Below are 19,254 nucleotides of genomic sequence, written 5' to 3' on the forward strand. Positions count from 1 at the left end.
CCACAGATCAGAGCAATAGAAGGCTGAAAGATGACTTTCGAAACCATTCTGCTGGACAAGCAAGAAGGCGTGGGGCTGATCACGCTTAACCGCCCCGATGCACTTAACGCGCTGAACAGCAAACTGCTGCAGGAACTGGGGGAAGCGCTGCTCGCGCTCGACGCAGACGCCGAAATTGGCGCCATTGTTGTCACCGGCAGCGAAAAAGCTTTTGCGGCTGGCGCCGACATCAAGGAGATGTCGAGCCGGTCATTCGCAGAAGTCCTGAAAATGGATATGTTTGCTGAAATCAACAATGTGTTTGCCCGTGTGCGCAAACCTGTGATCGCGGCAGTATCGGGGTATGCCCTTGGCGGCGGCTGTGAAATCGCCATGGCGTGTGATTTCATTATCGCCGCAGAGAACGCCAAGTTCGGCCAGCCCGAAATCAAGTTGGGTGTTATTCCCGGCATTGGCGGCTCTCAGCGCCTGACGCGCCTCGTGGGCAAATCCAAGGCCATGGACATGATGCTGACAGGTCGCATGATGGATGCGTCCGAGGCTGAACGGTCCGGTCTTGTCAGCCGTGTGCTGCCAACCGAAGACATGCTCGATAGCGCCATGGAAGTGGCATCATCGATCGCGGACCTCTCTGCGCCAAGCGTGGCACTGGCCAAGGAAGCCACCAACCGGGCGCTGGAAACAACGCTCGCGGAAGGGCTTCTGTTTGAACGCCGGGCGTTCCATTCGCTGTTCGCGACAGAGGACCAGAAAGAAGGCATGAATGCCTTTATCGAGAAACGCCAGCCGCAGTTTAAAAACTGCTAGGGCGTAAATCGGCGAGAAAACTGGGCCTAGCCTATTGACTGGGGCCAATATCGGGTATATAGACCCGACCTCGAATTAACTGGCGGACGCGGCCATAAGGGAACGCGGCCCCGATTGAACAAAGAAAGCAAGGACTGAAGCGCTGGACGGTTTTTGGAGCGCGGTCCGAAAAAGGTAGAAGAAATGGCAAATTCTGCACAAGCCAAGAAACGCATTCGTCAGAACGAACGTCGTCGCTTGATCAACAAATCCCGCGTAAGCCGCATCCGCACTTTCGTGCGCAAGGTTGAAGAAGCAATTGCTTCCGGCGACAAATCGGCAGCTGGTGACGCCCTCAAGGCCGCTCAGCCAGAAATCATGCGCGGTGTGACGAAAGGCGTTATTCACAAGAAAACGGCTTCCCGCAAAGTTTCCCGTCTGTCCGCTCGCGTTAAAGCGCTCGCATAAGGACAGCGTCTGGCGCGACCCGATTCGCTGCCGACAGGAAAAAGAATCCGATCTAAGCCACGCCATCCCGGCGTGGCTTTTTTTCATTTTTGCAGAGCTCTCCGGGAACAAAAAGAGCACATCATTCAGGTCAATTTTAGTCGAATCAAGATGTTGTATGCCGCTCTGATTCACGCCATAGGGCTGTGAAGAATCTTTGTGTCAAGCGATAGATTCAGTTGCTGGGGCAAGACCCCAGATGTATCTTCCAGTCTTACGCGATGGGCCAGCCGGGCAACCAACCATCCCAATTTGGGAGCCGCCCGAATGTGGTTCAGGCCTGACAACCGGAGAGACCTGCCAGGGATCTCGAAGGGGGCTGGGATCACGCCGTCGCACTTGAAAATAACAGATCGGGACCATGGACCTGACTGGCGCTTTGCTGGAGAGGCAGGAGCAGTTGTGTCAGCATCAGGTTTATTGTGAGAATTGTCACTAAAGAGGTCCGGGCATTGGGCATTGTGCCGAGAGTAGTAAGGGGTTAGGTCGCCCGATGGCTGATAGGGAGAGCGATAAAATGGGGGCTTCTAGGGGGGCTGCATCCGCTATGGACGCAAACTTTGCCGCGTCGCCGTGGCCAAAGGTTTGCGACAAATTCAAGCATGAATTCGGCCAACACGCCTATACTACCTGGCTGGGGCAGCTGGGCTATCAGGGCGTGGACAGCGGCACGGTAGAGCTGACCGCACCAACAAAATTCGTCCGCGACTGGATCACCCGGCATTACGCGCCGCGGCTGAAGGACTATTTTCTTGCGGAAGATCCACGCATCAAGGGGTTGTCGATCCGTCTGGCAGCGCGTCAGGCCGCAGCTGGTGCAAGACCGGCTGAGCGCGCACCCGTTAGCCCAGTGGAGGTGGACCCTTCCACCGGCGCAGACGAAAGCGCCGCACTTGACCCCAAGTACACCTTTGACAGCTTCGTTGTCGGCAAATCGAACGAGCTGGCGTACGCCGCAGCAAAACGCATTGCCGAATCGGGCGAGGTGACCTTCAATCCACTGTTCCTGCATGGCGGCGTGGGGCTTGGTAAAACCCACCTGATGCATGCCATCGCCTGGGAAGTGAAGCGCCAGAACCCAACCAAGCGCGTGGTCTATATCTCGGCGGAAAAATTCATGTTCGAATTTATCGCCGCGCTCCGTTTCAAGGACACCCACGCCTTCAAACAGAAGTTCCGCGCCGTGGACCTTCTGATGGTTGATGACGTTCAGTTCATCGCCAACAAGGAAAGCACGCAGGAAGAATTTTTCCATACCTTCAACGCGCTCGTAGACAACCGCTGTCAGGTGGTGATCACCGCCGACCGGTCGCCAACCGACCTTGAAGGCATCCAGGAACGCATCATCAGCCGCCTGGGCTGGGGCCTGGTGGCCGACATCCACCCGACCGACTATGAACTCAGGCTCGGCATCCTCCAGTCGAAAGCCGAGCAGGCAGAGAGCGTGATCGTGCCCGCCGAGGTGCTTGAGTTCCTAGCCCGCCGCATCACGTCGAACGTGCGCGAGCTTGAAGGCGCGCTTAACCGCGTGATGGCCTACGCAACGCTTGTGGGCCGCCCAATCACCATGGATATGACCCGCGACGTGCTGCAGGACCTGATCCGCGCCAACGACCGCAAGCTGACGATCGATGAGATCCAGCGCGCCGTGGCCGACTATTTCAATCTGCGCCTTGCCGAAATGCTTTCCGAGCGCCGCGCCCGCAACATCGCACGCCCGCGCCAGGTGGCCATGTATCTGTCGAAACAGCTCACGAGCCGGTCCTTGCCGGAAATCGGACGCCGGTTTGGCGGTCGTGACCATACAACGGTGATGCATGCGGTCCGGAAGATCGAAGACCTGCGCCGCGACGACAGCCAGCTGGACGACGATATCTCGCGCCTGACCCGCCTTCTCGAAGGCTAGACCGTCGGCCTGACGGCCAAAATGGACGCAAAAAGTACGAAAGGGCCCCGATGGGCCCGTTAATTTTTGAGCCCAGCCCCTATATCCCCTTCAAAATCCCATCAATATATTTCGACACATGGACCGCGTATGCCACGGAACATCTGCCTGATCTTTACCTTTTTTTCCCTCATCGCCACCTCTCCCACTTCTGCATCCACCGAATCCCCCTGGCGCCTTCAACGCGCAATCGGCACACCCGACTGGCTGACAGTTTCCGGCGAACACCGCCAGCGCCTTGAGCTGGTAAACGGGCAGTTCCGCCCGGGTCGCACTGGCAATGACCAGGCCCTGATGATGCGGACCCTGATCCACGCCGTTGCCGGCCGCGGCCCATTCAAGGTCGGGCTGGAACTGGGCGACAGCCGGGTCTATTTCAACAGCAGTGACACGCCCATTGGCGGCGCAGACGTCAACACCGCAGACATTGTTCAGGCCTACCTCAGCGCTGAGACAGACAGCCTGTTCGGCACCGACACAAAAGCCATACTGAAGCTGGGCCGCCAGACCTTGAACCTGGGCAGCGGGCGGCAGGTGTTTCGCCCTGGATACAGGAACGTGGTGCGGCCACTGACCGGCGCTTACCTCCGGCTGGACACCGCAAATGGAGACGAGCTTCACGCCTTCTACAGCGTGCCAGTATCAACCCTGCCAAACGACCGGAATGCCATCCTTGATAACGGCCATGCCTTCGATAAGGAACTTTGGCAGCAGCGTTTCTTCGGCCTGCATTACCGGCGTGCTAATTTGCTTGGCGGTATCGCGCCGGACCTCTGGGGCGAGGCATACCTTTACGGCTTCCGCCAGGACGACCGCGAAAGCGCACAAACCCCTGACCGGCGGGTCACCGACATTGGCGGGCGGTTGTTCCGCGCACCCGCGTCCGGCGAGTGGGATATGGACGTGGAAGCCTCCTGGCGCTTTGGTGACCAGCTGGCTTCGGCCCTACCCGGAGAGACGGAAAGCCTGGACGTAAGCGCCAACATGCTGTTCGCAGCTGTCGGCTACACGTTTGAGACCGTCGCAGCCCCACGGCTGGCGCTTGAATATTTCGTCACCGGCGGGGACGACGACCCAGCTGACGCCACCTATGGCCGCTACGAACGCTATTTCAGCGACCGGCGCCGCGATCTTGGCAACACAGGTATCTTTGGCCCGCTCAATGCCGTGAACCAGGAGCATATCCGCCTGAATAGCCGGATGCACCTGTCGACAGACACCAGCCTGCAGGCCACCTATGCTGCGGCCTACCTGGCAAGCGGTACAGACACCTGGGACAGCACAGGGCTTCGGGACGCAAGCGGGGACAGCGGGGACTTCGTCGGCCACCTGATCGAGGGCACGCTACGCCACTGGCTGATCCCCGGAAGCCTTCACCTGGAGGCTGGCGGCTCCCTGTTTGTTTTCGGTGGGTTCACCAAAAATGTACCCGGCGGACCGGACGGCACCCGCGCGCTGTACGGCTTTGGTCAACTGACTTTCCACTTCTGATCAGGACGCCTGCCAGAGCGATTTTTTCCGCCTTGCCACGTCTGCCGGAATGGGGCTTGCGACTCGGCAGTTTTCCTTCGATTCCAAACCACAAAAAAAAGCGCCTTTTGGGCGCTTTTTCGTTTGGTTTAAGGCTGAAAATCGCTATTGTTCCTAAAGACACAAATCCTCATCCAGTAGGGTGTTGAAATCACCCGTCCCTGACCCGGATTTTAAGCATGAAATTCCGGCACGGGGGCACCGACTCGATTTCACCACCGGGAACTGGATGAGAGGGGAGCGCCCCAGCCGCGAGGCGGGGTTAATAAAGTTAGGCAAGAAGAATATTTCCATGAAAGTCACCATCGAACGGAATTCACTTTTGAAAACGCTGGGACACGTGCAGTCGGTGGTCGAGCGCCGCAACACGATCCCTATTCTGTCGAACGTGATGGTCGAGGCTGAAGGCGACATGGTCTCGATGACAGCAACCGACCTCGATATCGCGATTATCGAGCGCGTATCCGCGAGTGTTCAGCAACCGGGCTCCACCACGATCCCGGCGCACACGCTGTTTGACATCGTGCGTAAACTGCCAGACGGCAGCGAGGTTGAACTGACACTTGAGGAAGGCGAGCGCCTGGTGGTGAAAGCTGGCCGGTCCCGCTTTACGCTGGCGTGCCTCGACAAGGAAGATTTCCCGGTCATGAACGACGGCGACATGCCGCACCGTTTCGACCTGGCCGCCGAAGAGCTGAAGCGCCTCATCGACAAGGCCCGCTTCGCCATCTCGACCGAAGAAACACGCTACTATCTGAACGGTATCTACCTGCATGTGGCCAACAGTGAAGACGGCCAGCGCCTGCGCGCCGTCGCCACAGATGGTCACCGCCTTGCGCAGGTTGAACAGGAGGTGCCAGACGGCGCTGCCGGCATGCCGGGCATCATTATCCCGCGCAAGACCGTTGGCGAAGTCAGGAAGTTGATCGACGAATTTGAAGGCAATGTGAATGTGTCCCTGTCGGACACCAAAATCCGCTTCTCGTTCGACGGCGCCGTGATCACCTCCAAGCTGATCGACGGCACGTTCCCGGACTACAGCCGTGTGATCCCGGAAGGCAACGACAAGATGCTGGAAATGGACTGCCGCCTGTTTGCAGAGGCAACAGACCGGGTTTCCACCATCAGTTCCGACAAGACGCGCTCTGTGAAGCTGTCGCTTGGCCAGGACCAGTTGACCCTGTCGGTCAACAGCCCGGACAGCGGTACGGCAACGGAAGAGCTGGCGGCTTCATACGGCTCCGACCCGCTCGAGATCGGCTTCAACAGCCGCTATCTTCTCGACATCCTGGCGCAGATCGAAGGTGAGACCGTACAGGTGTTCCTCGCGGACCCATCCGCACCGACTGTTCTGAAGGATATGATCGACGAAGGCGCGCTCTATGTCCTGATGCCGATGCGGGTCTAAGGCCCCTTTGGTTCAGAGGCTTCAGGCCGGAAATGTTTGGGATTATTGGAAGACACGATGACCAATGGGGTACATCTTAAATCGGCGGGGTTCAGCCATGGCTGAACCAGCCCATGCCGTGGGTGAGGATGGCACAAGTCCTGCGCCCCAAAGCCATGGTGTCTTTGTCTCTTCCCTGATGCTGACGGATTTCCGGTCCTATAGCCGCACCAAGATCACGCCCACGGGGGACCACCCCCTGGTGGTGCTGGCGGGCCCCAATGGGGCCGGCAAAACGAATGTGCTGGAAGCCCTGAGCTATCTGGCGCCCGGCCGGGGCCTCAGGCGTGCGCCGCTTGACGAGGTCACCAGGCAGACAGCGCCAGGCCCCTGGGCCGTGGCTGCGACGCTGGCGCTGGAGGGCGACGATGTCCGCATCGGCACCGGGCTTGAGGGCAATATGGGCGAAGGGGCAACCCGCCGCCTGGTACGGATCGACGGGGAAGCGGTCTCGAGCACCAACCTGCTTGGCGACCGATGGTCGGTAACCTGGCTGACACCGCAGATGGACCGCCTTTTCATCGAAGGCCCGTCTGCGCGGCGCCGGTTTCTCGACCGCATGGTCCTTGGGCTCTACCCGGACCACAGCCGACAGGTCGGCGCCTATGAGCGGGTGATGCGCGAGCGTAACCGGCTTCTGTCGGATAAGGGCATGGGCGCGGACATGGCCTGGGTTTCGGCGCTGGAGACGCGGATGGCCGAACATGCTGTGGCTGTCGCGATCGCCCGGCTCGATTTCGCCGGGCAACTGGCGGGACAGCTGGAAGCGGCTGATGAAAGCCCCTTCCCGCGCGCGGAACTCGCGATCGACGGCTGGCTTGAGGGCCTGATCGCCGAAGGGATGGCAGCGGTGGAAGCGGAAAGCGCCTACCGCGAGAAATTGATGAGCCTCCGGGCGCGCGACGCCAGAAGCGGCCGCGCATCGGAAGGCGTACACAAGACGGACCTGATCGTCACCCATGCACCAAAGGGCATGCGCGGCGAACTATGTTCCACTGGTGAGCAGAAGGCGCTCCTTATCGCGCTTGTGCTCGCCAACGCGAAACTGCAGGCGGCCCAGAAGGGCCAGGCGCCGCTGATGCTGCTGGATGAAGTAGCTGCGCACCTGGACGAAAGCCGCCGCGAGGCGCTCTTTGAAGCGCTATCGAAGCTTGGCAGCCAATGCTGGCTGACAGGCACCGACCGGGAGCTTTTCACAGGGCTTGAGGGCCGGGCGGAATTTTTCGATGTGCGGGACGGCCAGATCCAGCCGCTGCACACATAAGGATAACAGGATCACAAAGGTATGAGTGAAGACATGACCGATACACCAGACGTAATGGCTGAAGAAGTGGCAGCAGAATATGGCGCGGATTCCATTAAGGTCCTGAAGGGCCTTGATGCCGTACGGAAGCGCCCGGGCATGTATATCGGCGACACCGAGGACGGCTCCGGTCTTCACCATATGGTGTTCGAGGTATCCGATAACGCGATCGACGAAGCGCTCGCAGGCCACTGTGACCTTGTGACCATGACGCTGAACCCGGACGGCAGCTGCACGGTAACCGACAACGGCCGCGGCATCCCGACCGACATTCACGAAGAGGAAGGTGTCTCCGCCGCCCAGGTGATCATGACCCAGCTGCACGCCGGCGGTAAGTTCGACCAGAACAGCTACAAGGTATCGGGTGGCCTGCACGGCGTGGGTGTATCGGTTGTGAACGCGCTTTCCGATTGGCTTGAGCTCCGGATCTGGCGCGATGGCAAAGAACACTTTATGCGCTTTGAAAAAGGCGAGCCTGTTGAAGACCTGGTGGTCGTGGGCGACGCAGCTGGCAAGAAAGGCACAAGCGTGACCTTCATGCCGTCTCTCGATACATTCAAATTCATCGAGTTCGACTTTGACAAGCTTGAGCACCGCTACCGGGAGCTCGCTTTCCTGAACTCGGGCGTGCATATCCTGATACGCGACAATCGTCACGCGGACGTCAAGGAAGTTGATCTCTTCTATGAAGGCGGCATCACGGCTTTTGTGAAATATCTGGACCGCAACAAATCCAGCCAGATTGGTGACCCGATCACCATCATGGGTGAAAAAGACGGCATTACGGCCGAAATCTCGCTGCAGTGGAACGACAGCTATCATGAAAATGTACTGTGCTTCACCAACAACATCCCGCAGCGCGATGGCGGTACGCACCTTGCGGCCTTCCGCGCAGCCCTGACCCGGACCATCAACAACTATGTGACCGAAAGCGGCTTGGCGAAAAAGGCCAAGGTTACGCTCGCGGGCGACGACAGCCGTGAAGGCCTGACCGCGGTAGTATCCGTAAAAGTTCCGGACCCGAAATTTTCCAGCCAAACCAAAGATAAGCTGGTGTCATCAGAGGTTCGCCCCGCGGTCGAAGGCCTGATGAACGAAAAGCTTCTGGAATGGTTCGGCGAGCACCCGAATGAAGCTAAAGCGGTTGTCCAGAAGATCATCGACGCCGCCACCGCACGCGAGGCCGCGCGGAAAGCGCGCGAGCTGACGCGGCGCAAGGGTGCGCTTGATATCGCATCGCTGCCGGGCAAGCTGGCGGACTGCCAGGAACGCGACCCGGCGCTTTCCGAACTCTTCATCGTGGAGGGTGACTCGGCAGGTGGCTCCGCGAAGCAGGGGCGGAATCGGAAGAATCAGGCGATTCTTCCGCTCCGTGGTAAAATCCTCAATGTGGAGCGCGCGCGCTTCGACCGCATGCTGGCATCGAACGAGATCGGCACGCTGATCACAGCACTCGGCACCGGGATCGGACGCGAGGATTTCAACCCTGACAAGCTCCGCTACCACAAGATCATCATCATGACCGACGCCGACGTGGACGGCGCGCACATCCGGACGCTTCTTCTCACCTTCTTCTATCGGCAGATGCCGGAAGTGGTGGAGCGAGGGCATCTTTATATCGCCCAGCCGCCCCTATATAAGGTCGGCCGCGGCAAGTCAGAAGTCTATCTGAAGGACGACCGCGCGCTCGATGACTATCTGATCGGCCAAGGCAAGTCCGACGTGGTCATCACCGACAGCACAGGCGCCCAGCACGCCGGTGGCGAGATTGAGCATCTGGCCAACGAAGCCCGTGCCATCAAGGCAATCATGGCGAATGTGCCCCAGCGCTATAACGCGACGTTGATTGAAACCATGGGCCTCTTGGGCGGTTTTGACGAGAAGTTGCTGGATGACCAGCCCGCCCGCCAGGCCATGGCCGACCGTATTGCGGAGCGCCTTAACGTGCTCGCGACCACTGAAGAAGAAAACGGCTGGTCCGGCACCGCGGCAGAGGACGGCGGCTATAGCTTCGCCCACGAAGTGCGCGGCGTGATCGACATGCACAAGATTGACGCCCATTTTATCGAAAGCCAGGAAGCCCGCAGCCTTCACAAGCGCATGGCAGAAGTGCGCGGCCTGTTTGCAGAGCCAATCACGGTCGCCCGCAAGGAAGAAGAGCGCAGCGTGGGCACGCCGCTTGAGATGCTTGCCATGATCATCGCCTTCGGGCGCAAGGGCCTTTCGATCCAGCGCTATAAGGGCCTGGGCGAGATGAACCCAGAACAGCTTTGGGAAACCACACTCGACCCTGATGTGCGCTCGCTCCTTCAGGTGAAGGTGAGCCAGGCGGATACAGCAGACGAGATCTTCTCCAAGCTGATGGGCGACGTAGTTGAGGAACGCCGTACCTTCATCCAGGACAACGCGCTATCTGTCGCCAACCTGGATATCTAAGGCTGTGTGTCGTGTCTGTCGGCTGACACATAAAGTGAGACAATTGACACATAAAGTGAGACTGTGTGACGCATAAAGTGAGACAAAGTTTCGCAGAAAAAAGGCAGTTAGCGAGGAGCTAGCTGCCTTTCTTGTTTCTGGGGGTACCTACCCGGACATGTTTTGTAGAGAAATCCCCGACCGGGTATTAAAAAACTCCCGACACCTGTCGGCTGACACATAAAGTGAGACAAGGTTTCGCAGAAAAGAGGCAGTTAGCGATCCGCTAGCTGCCTTTGTTGTTTCTGGAGGTACCTATCCAGACATGTTTGGTGAAGATATTAACCTCCCCAACAAACACTGCCATTTCTAGAGCGAGAGCTTTCGTCCCAAGCGATAGAAATCCACTGCTGCTTCGCTGAACAGCAGCAGGTGCATTAGACAGAGAGAATAATCTTTCCGTCTCTACCCCGCAGCGGTCGATACGCACCTCTACCTGCGGAATAAAAGCAACATGTTCGCCCCAGCCTACACATCATTTTACTTTGTTTTCTATCGACCTTTTTGCAACAGATCATTACCGTAACCCCATAAATTATAATATTTTAAGGGATCAATATTCGACTCCTCACGAATCTCGCCCTATAAGATTGTTTGAACTCAAATAATTTAGCCTCACTGACTAGTCACCTGTATTTGAGTACCCGCACCTGCATAGGCCGGAGGCTATGCCGCACTTGTGCACAAAAATAAAACTGGGAGATACTTTGTGATTACCGCCAAGAAGGCCCTAAAATTAAGCCTTTTGACATCCGCCCCCATCTTTGCTGCTGCTCATACAGTAGTAGCAGAAGAAGCCGAATATGGCGCCATCGAAGAGGTTGTGGTAACCGCCACCAAACGCGCCGCCAGCACACAGGACATTCCCGTGGCTGTACAGGCCATGGGCATGACCGCACTTGAACAAACTGATGTGGATGTCTTTACCGATTATCTGCTGCAATTGCCTGGCGTATCCGCTGGCGGCAGTGGCCCAGGCCAGGGCACTATTTATATCCGCGGTCTGGCATCCACCACACCCAACCTGACGACGGCTGGTGTGGCAGGCCTTGCGCCAAACGTGGCCCTCTATCTTGACGAACAGCCTGTAACGCAGGTTGGCCGTAACCTGGACGTTTACGCCGCTGACCTGAACCGGATTGAAGTTCTGCCCGGCTCGCAAGGCACACTCTTCGGCGCCAGCAGCCAGGCCGGTACGATCCGCCTGATCACCAACAAGCCGGATACACTGGAATTCCAAGCGAAAGTCTCTGGCGGCGTGTCCTTCACCAAGGGCGGCGAGATGAGCGAGAAGGTTGAGGCGATGATCAACTATCCGCTGATCGATGACAAACTCGCAGTGCGCGGTGTCTTCTATGTGGATAACCAAGGCGGTTACATCGATAACGTGCCTGGCACCATCACGGCCGCTGAAAGCGCGCGCTTCAAAGACACTGAACTGCGCCCGAACGGAACACCAACCAGCCCAGGCTTCCAGGCGGGCGCTGACATGTCTGGCGTCACCTTCCTTGAAGCCACTAACCTTCCGTATGTAGAAGAAAACTTCAACGACGCGTCCTATACTGGTGCGCGCTTTGGCCTGCGTTACTACCCGACACCTGACTGGGAAGTGAACCTGGGCCACACGCGCCAGCGGATCGACAGTGAAGGCGTCTTCTTCTTCGATCCTGAACTGGACGACCCGGATGAGCTCTCGGTACAGCGTTATTCGCCTGACGAAATCCGCGATGATTTCGACAACACGTCACTCACGATCGAAGGCCGCCTTGGCGCACTTGAGGTGGTGTATGCCGGCGCTTACCTGAACCGCGACACAGACCAGACGGTGGACTATACCGACTATCTGTTCGTGGGCCAGTATCTGCCTTACTACATCTGTGACGGCTCGGTTACTTATCCGGGTGACGCTGCCCCATCCGGCACCTGTCAGGCGCCGAACCTCTATGTGGCATCTGAAACGGAAACAGAGGTCTGGACGCATGAACTGCGCTTTAATACGCCGTCCGACAAACGCGCGCGGGCAACCTTCGGCGGCTTCTACAGCGACCAAAAACTGATCGAACGCAATGACTTCACCTACCCAGGTTCGCAGTTCGCAGAAAGCTTCACACCGGGCGTGTTCGGCTGGCCACAAAACGGCCCGCTGCCAGGTTCCAGCGTTAGCGATCCGACCCCACGGCCGCTTGGCGTGATCTTCTTTAACGACATCACCCGCACAGACAAACAGGTCGGCTTGTTTGGTGAAGCGACGTTTGACGTGATCCCGGATACGCTTTCCATCACGGCCGGCGCGCGCTGGCACGATGTGGATGTGCGCCTGAAAGGCAGCGCCAACTCGTCCTTCTATAACTTCGGCGGCGAAGACGTGAACGCCTTTGGCACCAACCTGGACACCCAGTTTGACGGCACCCAGGTGATCAACGGTGTACCAGTACCGAAAGGCGCAGAAGCCAAAGGCTGGGTATTCAAGGGGAACGTGTCCTGGACCCCGAACGACAATACGCTGATTTACTTCACCTATTCTGAAGGCTTCCGTCCTGGCCTGCCTAACCGGCCTGCTGGCGCAGGCGGCGGTGCCGTGCCAGCCGTTGTCCGGACCGACGAAGTGACCAACTATGAACTGGGTTGGAAACTGGACCTGTTTGACAATAGCGTGCGCTTCAACGGTAGCGCCTTCATTGTCGACATCAAGGACCTGCAGACCACCATTTTCGACCCGACTGTAACGAACCTGTTCTTCTCGGATAACGCAGCAGACGCGCAGATCAAAGGCATCGAAGGTGACCTGCAGTGGGCTTCCCAGTCCATTCCGGGCCTGAGCGCCTTTGCCGCCTTCTCCGTCCTCGACACAGAGATCAAGGAACTGGTGGGCGCCAGTGTGGCCATCGCCCAGCCAGGCGAAGACCTCTCCTACGCGCCAAGCTTCCAGGGTAACCTGCGCGTGCGCTACGAGTGGCTGATGGACAACGGCCTTGAGGCCCACATCCAGCCGGCAATCGCTTATTCCGGTTCGTCTTATTCGGACATCGTGCTGATCAACCGCGCCAAGCAGGACAGCTACTTCCTGATGAACCTGGCGTTCGGTGTGCGGAAAGACGGCTGGATGGTTGAAGTGTTTGGTGAAAACCTGACCGACGAGCGGGCACAGCTCAACAACAATCTGGTGTTCGACCGCGAGCGGATCACCACCAATCGTCCGCGTACGTTTGGTGTTCGCTTTTCGTACGAATACTAATCGGGGTAACAGCCCAAAAAATTACCGAAGGCGCTCCGACTTGGGGCGCCTTCGCTCTTTCCCCTTCACGCTCAGCCGCTATAGTAGGCCCATGCAGGACACGTCCCACACACAGGCGCTCAAACAGGCGCAAAAATTCATTTACGACGGGCGCTTCGATGAAGCCCTGAAAAGCCTGGACGGCGTACTTGATGCCGCGCCAGAGCATATCGACGCGCTCTATATGAAAGCCGTGTGCGAACGCTATGCAAACAATGCGGCTGCGGCGCTTGCAACACTGAAAACCCTTAAGCGCATCAGCCCTGATTTCGGTCGTGCACTGCAGGAAGAAGGCCATCTGTACCGCGCGCTTGGAAAAACCATGGAAGCCCTTTCGGCCTATCAGCTTGCATGCCGCGCCAACCCGGCGCTGGTCGCCAGCTGGCAAGCGCAGGCAGACCTTCTGCGGGCTATGGGCCGCACCGGGGAGGCCGGGCAAGCTGCCGCGCAGGCAGCGCGCCTTTCATCCCTGCCGCGCGAACTACAGGCCGTGACCAACCTTATTTATGAAGACAAGCTCCTGAAGGCTGAAAAGCTGTGTCGCACCTTCCTGCGGGCAAACCCGAAGCATATTGAGGGCATGCGCTTGCTCGCTGACATCGGCGTTCGCTTTGGCGTGCTGGATGAGGCCGAGTTCCTGCTGGAAAGCGCGCTGGCGTTCGAACCTGAAAATGTGCAAGTACGGCTTGATTATATCGCCGTACTTCGGAAGCGGCAGAAGTTCGACAGGGCACTTGAAGAAGCCAAGTCGCTGTTTGATAGCGATCCAAAAAATCCCGTGTTCCTCAGCCATTATGCGATTGAAAGCCTGCAGGCGGGAGATTATGACACTGCGCTTGAGATGTTCGACCGCATCCTTGAAAAGCTGCCACATGACGCCACCACGCTGACATCCAAAGGCCATGCCCTCAAGACCATCGGCAAGCAGCAGGAAGCCGTAGCATCCTACCGCGCAGCGTTCGCCGCACAGCCAAACCACGCAGACGCCTATTACGCGCTCGCGAACCTCAAGACCTACCGCTTTGAAGATACTGAGATTGCAGCCATGGAAGAGCAGATCAGCAGCGGCGCGCTACCGCTGGATGGACGCATCCAGCTTGAGTTTGCGCTGGGCAAGGCATACGAGGACTGCAAGGATTATGACCGCTCCTTCCCCCACTATGAGGAAGGCAACGCATTAAAGCGCCACCAGTGCCGTTACAAGGCTGACCAGATGCAGGAAGAGCTTGAAACGCAAGCCAGCGTCTGCACCAGAGAGCTTTTTGAAAAGCAAACGGGCCATGGCTGCCCTGCCCCTGACCCCATCTTCATTGTGGGCCTGCCGCGCGCAGGCTCCACGCTGTTGGAGCAAATCCTTGCGTCCCACAGCTTGGTGGACGGCACCATGGAGTTACCGAACATCCTGTCGCTGGCGCACAAGCTGCGGGCGCAGAAAAGCGTGCAAGCGGAAGACGGTTACCCCAAAAATCTGTGGCATTTGAGCGCCGATGAGCTGCACGCCTTTGGCGAACAATATATCGAAGACACGCGTATTCACCGGCATGATGCGCCGTTCTTTATCGACAAGATGCCCAACAACTTCCGCCACATCGGCCTGATCCAGCTGATTTTGCCGAACGCCAAAATCATTGATGCACGACGGAATCCGTTGGCCTGTTGTTTCTCTGGCTTCAAGCAACTGTTCGCTGAGGGCCAAGAATTCACCTATGGCCTGGCGGAGATCGGCCGCTATTACCGCGACTATGTCACGCTGATGAGCCATTGGGACAATGTGCTGCCCGGCAAAGTGCTGCGCGTGCAATATGAAGATGTGGTCTCTGACCTCGAGACCCAGGTGCGGCGCATCCTTGATCATTGCGGCCTGCCGTTCGAAGATGCCTGCCTTGAATTCCACAAGACGGACCGGTCTGTTCGCACCGCCAGTTCCGAGCAGGTGCGCCAACCGATCAACACCAAGGGGCTTGAACCCTGGCGCCCGTTCGACGCCCATCTGGGCCCACTGCGAGAGGCCCTTGGGCCACTCGCCAAAGCCTAGCAAAAAGCCTTATACCCGCGCGATGTTCAGGAAGTTGATGTGCTTGTCATACTGGCTGAGAATATCGTGGATCAGCTGTTCTTCGGTCAAGCCATACACGCAGTAATCCTGGCTACCTTCCAGAAGATGCACCTCAGCCCGGTAAAAACGCTTGGCTTCATCATCCCTACTGATATAGGCGAAGTCCGGCTGCATCAGACGCCTGGGCTCAATGGCATAGCGGAAGTCGATCTCGTCACCATGCAGGATTTTGATCTCTGTACCGCCGTGCAGAATTTCCACTTTCGCATCATGGTCACTGACCTGCATTTCTGCCGCGACTTTCTGAAGCGCGGGCCGCACCACGTCATCCAGAAAGGCTTCAACTTCGGCCTTGCCCGGATAGGAAAGAAGCGCGTTAAGGCGCTGTTTCCATGAAGCGCCCTTGCCAACGATCTGCACGTCTGGCACTGCCGACGCGCCTTTGGCTTTTGCCGCTTCCATCCGAAGGCCCTTCATCAGCCCAAAGCAGGCGATGATGATCACAAAGGTGAAGGGCAGCGCAGTGGTGATGGTGGCTGCCTGCAAGGCTGCCAGCCCACCCGTGAGCATCAGAACTGCTGCCACAACACCTTCTGCCACAGCCCAGAAAACACGGGGCCACAGGGGCGGGTCCATATGCCCGCCGGATGTGATCGTATCAATCACCAGCGACCCGGAATCCGAAGACGTGACAAAGAAGGTAATGATCAGAATGACCGTAACAAAAGAAACCACGCTAGAGAACGGTAGCTGCTCAAGGAAAGCAAACAGGCCCAAAGGCAGGTTATTGGCTATCACGTCGGCGATGCCCGCCCCTGCAGCTTCAAATGATAGTGCGCCATTGCCGAAGGCAGTCATCCAGATGAAAGTGAAAATGGAAGGCACTAGCAACACACCAATGACAAATTCCCGAATGGTCCGCCCGCGGGAAATACGCGCAATGAAAATACCAACGAAAGGCGACCAGCTTATCCACCAGCCCCAGTAAAACAGGGTCCAACTGCTCATCCAGGCATGGTCGCCGCTATAAGCGTTCAGGCGAAAGCTACGCTCAACAATCGTGCCTATGTAAAGGCCCAGGTTCTGAACAAAACTGTTGAAGAACAAAAGCGTCGGCCCAAGAATGATCACAAACAGAAGCAGCAGAAACGCCAGGATCATGTTCAATTCCGACAGCCGCTTGATCCCGGCGTCTAGGCCAGAGACGACAGACACGGTGGCGCAGGCCGTGATCACGACAATAAGAGTGGCCTGTACATCGGTGCCCACGGGCACATCAAACAGATGGTTCAGCCCGGCATTCACCTGCGACACGCCAAAACCAAGCGATGTGGCCACGCCAAACAGGGTGCCCACCACCGCCAGCACATCAACCCCGTGCCCGATCGGTCCGTGGATACGGTCACCCATGATCGGGTAGAGGGCGGACCGGATGGTCAGTGGCAATTTATGGCGGTAGCTGAAGTAAGCCAGAATAAGACCAACGATGGCATAGATCGCCCAGCCGTTGATCCCCCAATGGAAGAAAGTAAGCTGCATGGCTTCCTTTGCAGCCTCAATAGTGCGTGGGTCTGCGTCGGGCGGCGCCAGATAGTGGGTGATCGGCTCCGCCACACCAAAGAACAATAGGCCAATTCCGATTCCCGCTGAAAACAACATGGCAAACCACGACAGGAAGCTATAATCGGGCTTAGCGTGGTTGGGTCCAAGGCGCGTCTCGCCGTGTTGGCTGAAGGCCAGATACAGGCAGAAAACCAGAAAACCCGTGACCGCCAGCATATAAACCCACCCGGCAGTTTCCGAAATCCATAGCTGCAGTGAGGAAAACAAGGTTGCGGCGCTGTCGCCCGCGACAATGGTGCCAATAACGATCAAACTGATCGCGATGGCCGCAGGGAAAAACACAGGGGGCAAGATGCCAAGCTTTGATGCGTTTACCTGGTCTTCCTCATTCATCGCAAACATAAAGGGGCCGCCTAACTCTTTTGACTTCAAATATAATGGCCACACTTAACCACATACTAAAACAAAAGAAAACAGCCACTTTCTATGAGGGGTCTTCACATTTTTCAACATATGCCCAGACATAACAATTTGAATTCGATAGAACTCTGCGTTCTCCACTCAGGCACTTAACCCACCCTGAGCCAGCCAGACTGAATTCCACACCCGAGGACCGCTTCTGGCGAGTTTGAGACGCCTGACAGGGAAAACTGAAGGTCTGCTCTTGGATGGAAAGGCGGCCCAATTGATGAGACGAAGGTCAAACGTTAACTAAATCTTGTTTTTAAGTCGCCTGAGAAACAACCAAACGGCTGCAATTGCAGGTGGCGCCAATATTGCCGCAAGGATTTCCCAGCCTGAAAACAGGCCCGCTTTCTCCCCGCCCTTGAGCAAGAGACTAATGATGCCGAGTAGATAGTAACTAATGGCAACAACCGAAAGGCCCTCCACAGTGTGCTGCAGTTTTACCTGTTGTTCGGCGTTCGTTTTGATCGTTTTCAGAATGGCATTATTCTGAAGGCCCATGGCTATTTCCATATGGCCCTGAAACATGGCTGACGCTGAATCAATCCGAGCGAGCAGCTTGTCCTGCCGACGCCTGAGCGATTCACAAGTGGCCATTGCCGGCCCCATCCGTCGCTCCAGAAAAACGGAAGGGCGGGTTTTCCCCTCCATGCTTTCTTCCCTAAGATCCTGCAAGCGCTGTTGTACGATTGCCGAATAGGCATGCGTGGCAGACAAGCGATATTCTGTTTGGTCTATCAAACGACTAACCTCTGAACTGACTGCCTGAAGCTTTTCGAACCAGTGCTTGAGGCTTTCAAGCTCCATGTCCTGAAGGCTGGCGTCATGGATGATCGTTGAAAACCGTCCCTCAATTTCACTGAGGATACCATGAGCCTTCCGTGCGACCGGGAAGCCCAACATGGCCATCATTCGATAGGTTTCTATTTCCAGCAATCGCTGGGTGATACGTCCTGCCCTTGATGGAACCACAGAATCCAACCACAGAACAATTTTGGAAAACCCGTCCATATCAATTCGGAAATCAGTCCAGACCTTCGCGGTATCGCCGCCAATGATGGCACCCGCAGACTGGTTAAAACCCACAAGCTCACGGATAGTATTTTCGGGCAACGCCTGATTACCGCCAATAACATATAGCTGGCAGGCGACCAGGCGCTTTCCCTTGTGGGTATCCAAAATTTCGGTGATCCGGTTCGCCAGTTTCTTGCCGTCTTCCGACTCGTTCAACAGCACAAGCGTAAAGCTGGCGAACTCGCTATGTTGCTCCCACTTGATCTTGAGATTGTCTGTTTCCACGATGATTTGCGGTGACTCAAATGTGGACAGGTCTTTGTCGAGCAGCCTGAGCGCCTTTTTCACCGCCGCCCCAGGATTTGCCTTCTTCCGGAAGCCGGTCAGCCAGGCGAAATGCAATATCCGTCCCGGTGTGGGAATAGACAGCGGTGGCCTGCTGTGGATTTCCGCATCAATTTTATACCTTAACTCATGTTCTCTCATATCAGTATCGCCCGTACCCGTATTCTGGCCTGCATTTGGCTGGAAAGCGGAAGCTCACTTGCCGGTCAGGACAAGACCTGGAAATCTATTTTCCAGAAGGGCCTCCCCGCTGACGACCGCCCACCGACCTGTCTACTGACCGCACAGAGTGCAAAGGCGCTCTGCACCGCCACTTTTTCGCCAACTGAGCACTGCCTGCACCCAGCTCTGAAAACTTGTCGAAGCAAAAAGCCAGCCATTTGCAATCTATGTGTCACCCGACCGGGCTTGCTGGCAGGACACCAAAAATCAAAGTGGAAGTTTACTTATCAGATCGGCACCAATCCTTTCGGTTTTGACGCCGTATTTTGTCGTCCATTCGCAGAGAAATAAACTTAAGGCATTGATTTAATTGAATAATGAA

At 56.9% G+C, this 19,254-nt stretch carries 11 protein-coding genes; 9 read left to right on the forward strand and 2 right to left on the reverse strand.

Annotation, left to right across the window (positions count from 1 at the left end; all coding sequences use genetic code 11):
- The first annotated feature begins 30 nt into the window (after window positions 1-30).
- The 9 genes from ACFO5Q_RS12035 to ACFO5Q_RS12075 all read left to right on the forward strand — a co-directional run bounded on the left by ACFO5Q_RS12035 (window position 31) and on the right by ACFO5Q_RS12075 (window position 15,302).
- A complete protein-coding gene (locus ACFO5Q_RS12035; RefSeq protein ID WP_068148902.1) occupies window positions 31-807 on the forward strand; it encodes an enoyl-CoA hydratase in 777 nt (258 codons plus the stop codon).
- Window positions 808-990: 183 nt separating this feature from the next.
- On the forward strand, window positions 991-1,254 hold the full coding sequence (rpsT, locus tag ACFO5Q_RS12040; RefSeq protein ID WP_068149149.1) for a 30S ribosomal protein S20: 264 nt from the start codon (window positions 991-993) through the stop codon (window positions 1,252-1,254).
- A gap of 556 nt (window positions 1,255-1,810) precedes the next feature.
- Complete coding sequence (dnaA, locus tag ACFO5Q_RS12045) at window positions 1,811-3,199, forward strand: chromosomal replication initiator protein DnaA (protein WP_380084366.1); 1,389 nt, start codon at window positions 1,811-1,813, stop codon at window positions 3,197-3,199.
- 129 nt (window positions 3,200-3,328) lie between these two features.
- Window positions 3,329-4,729, forward strand: coding sequence for an alginate export family protein (locus tag ACFO5Q_RS12050; RefSeq protein ID WP_068148909.1), 1,401 nt, complete (start codon window positions 3,329-3,331; stop codon window positions 4,727-4,729).
- Window positions 4,730-5,060: 331 nt separating this feature from the next.
- Complete coding sequence (dnaN, locus tag ACFO5Q_RS12055; RefSeq protein WP_068148911.1) at window positions 5,061-6,176, forward strand: DNA polymerase III subunit beta; 1,116 nt, start codon at window positions 5,061-5,063, stop codon at window positions 6,174-6,176.
- Window positions 6,177-6,273: 97 nt separating this feature from the next.
- Window positions 6,274-7,479, forward strand: a complete 1,206-nt coding sequence (gene recF / locus ACFO5Q_RS12060) for a DNA replication/repair protein RecF (RefSeq protein ID WP_068148912.1) — start codon at window positions 6,274-6,276, stop codon at window positions 7,477-7,479.
- 21 nt (window positions 7,480-7,500) lie between these two features.
- A complete protein-coding gene (gene gyrB / locus ACFO5Q_RS12065; RefSeq protein WP_068148914.1) occupies window positions 7,501-9,954 on the forward strand; it encodes a DNA topoisomerase (ATP-hydrolyzing) subunit B in 2,454 nt (817 codons plus the stop codon).
- A 748-nt stretch (window positions 9,955-10,702) separates the two neighbouring features.
- On the forward strand, window positions 10,703-13,228 hold the full coding sequence (locus ACFO5Q_RS12070; RefSeq protein ID WP_197421145.1) for a TonB-dependent receptor: 2,526 nt from the start codon (window positions 10,703-10,705) through the stop codon (window positions 13,226-13,228).
- A gap of 91 nt (window positions 13,229-13,319) precedes the next feature.
- The gene (locus ACFO5Q_RS12075; RefSeq protein WP_068148917.1) at window positions 13,320-15,302 is read left to right on the forward strand and encodes a tetratricopeptide repeat-containing sulfotransferase family protein; all 1,983 of its coding nucleotides are present in this window, start codon (window positions 13,320-13,322) and stop codon (window positions 15,300-15,302) included.
- Window positions 15,303-15,311: 9 nt separating this feature from the next.
- Here ACFO5Q_RS12075 and ACFO5Q_RS12080 read toward each other — a convergent pair whose 3' ends face one another.
- Both ACFO5Q_RS12080 and ACFO5Q_RS12085 read right to left on the reverse strand, forming a co-directional pair.
- The gene (locus tag ACFO5Q_RS12080) at window positions 15,312-17,288 is read right to left on the reverse strand and encodes a BCCT family transporter (RefSeq protein ID WP_197421149.1); all 1,977 of its coding nucleotides are present in this window, start codon (window positions 17,286-17,288) and stop codon (window positions 15,312-15,314) included.
- Between the two features lie 309 nt (window positions 17,289-17,597).
- Window positions 17,598-18,851, reverse strand: coding sequence for a DUF3422 domain-containing protein (locus ACFO5Q_RS12085; RefSeq protein WP_082719926.1), 1,254 nt, complete (start codon window positions 18,849-18,851; stop codon window positions 17,598-17,600).
- Window positions 18,852-19,254: the final 403 nt, after the last annotated feature.

The organism is Kordiimonas lipolytica, assembly GCF_042651265.1.
Lineage (GTDB): Bacteria > Pseudomonadota > Alphaproteobacteria > Sphingomonadales > Kordiimonadaceae > Kordiimonas > Kordiimonas lipolytica.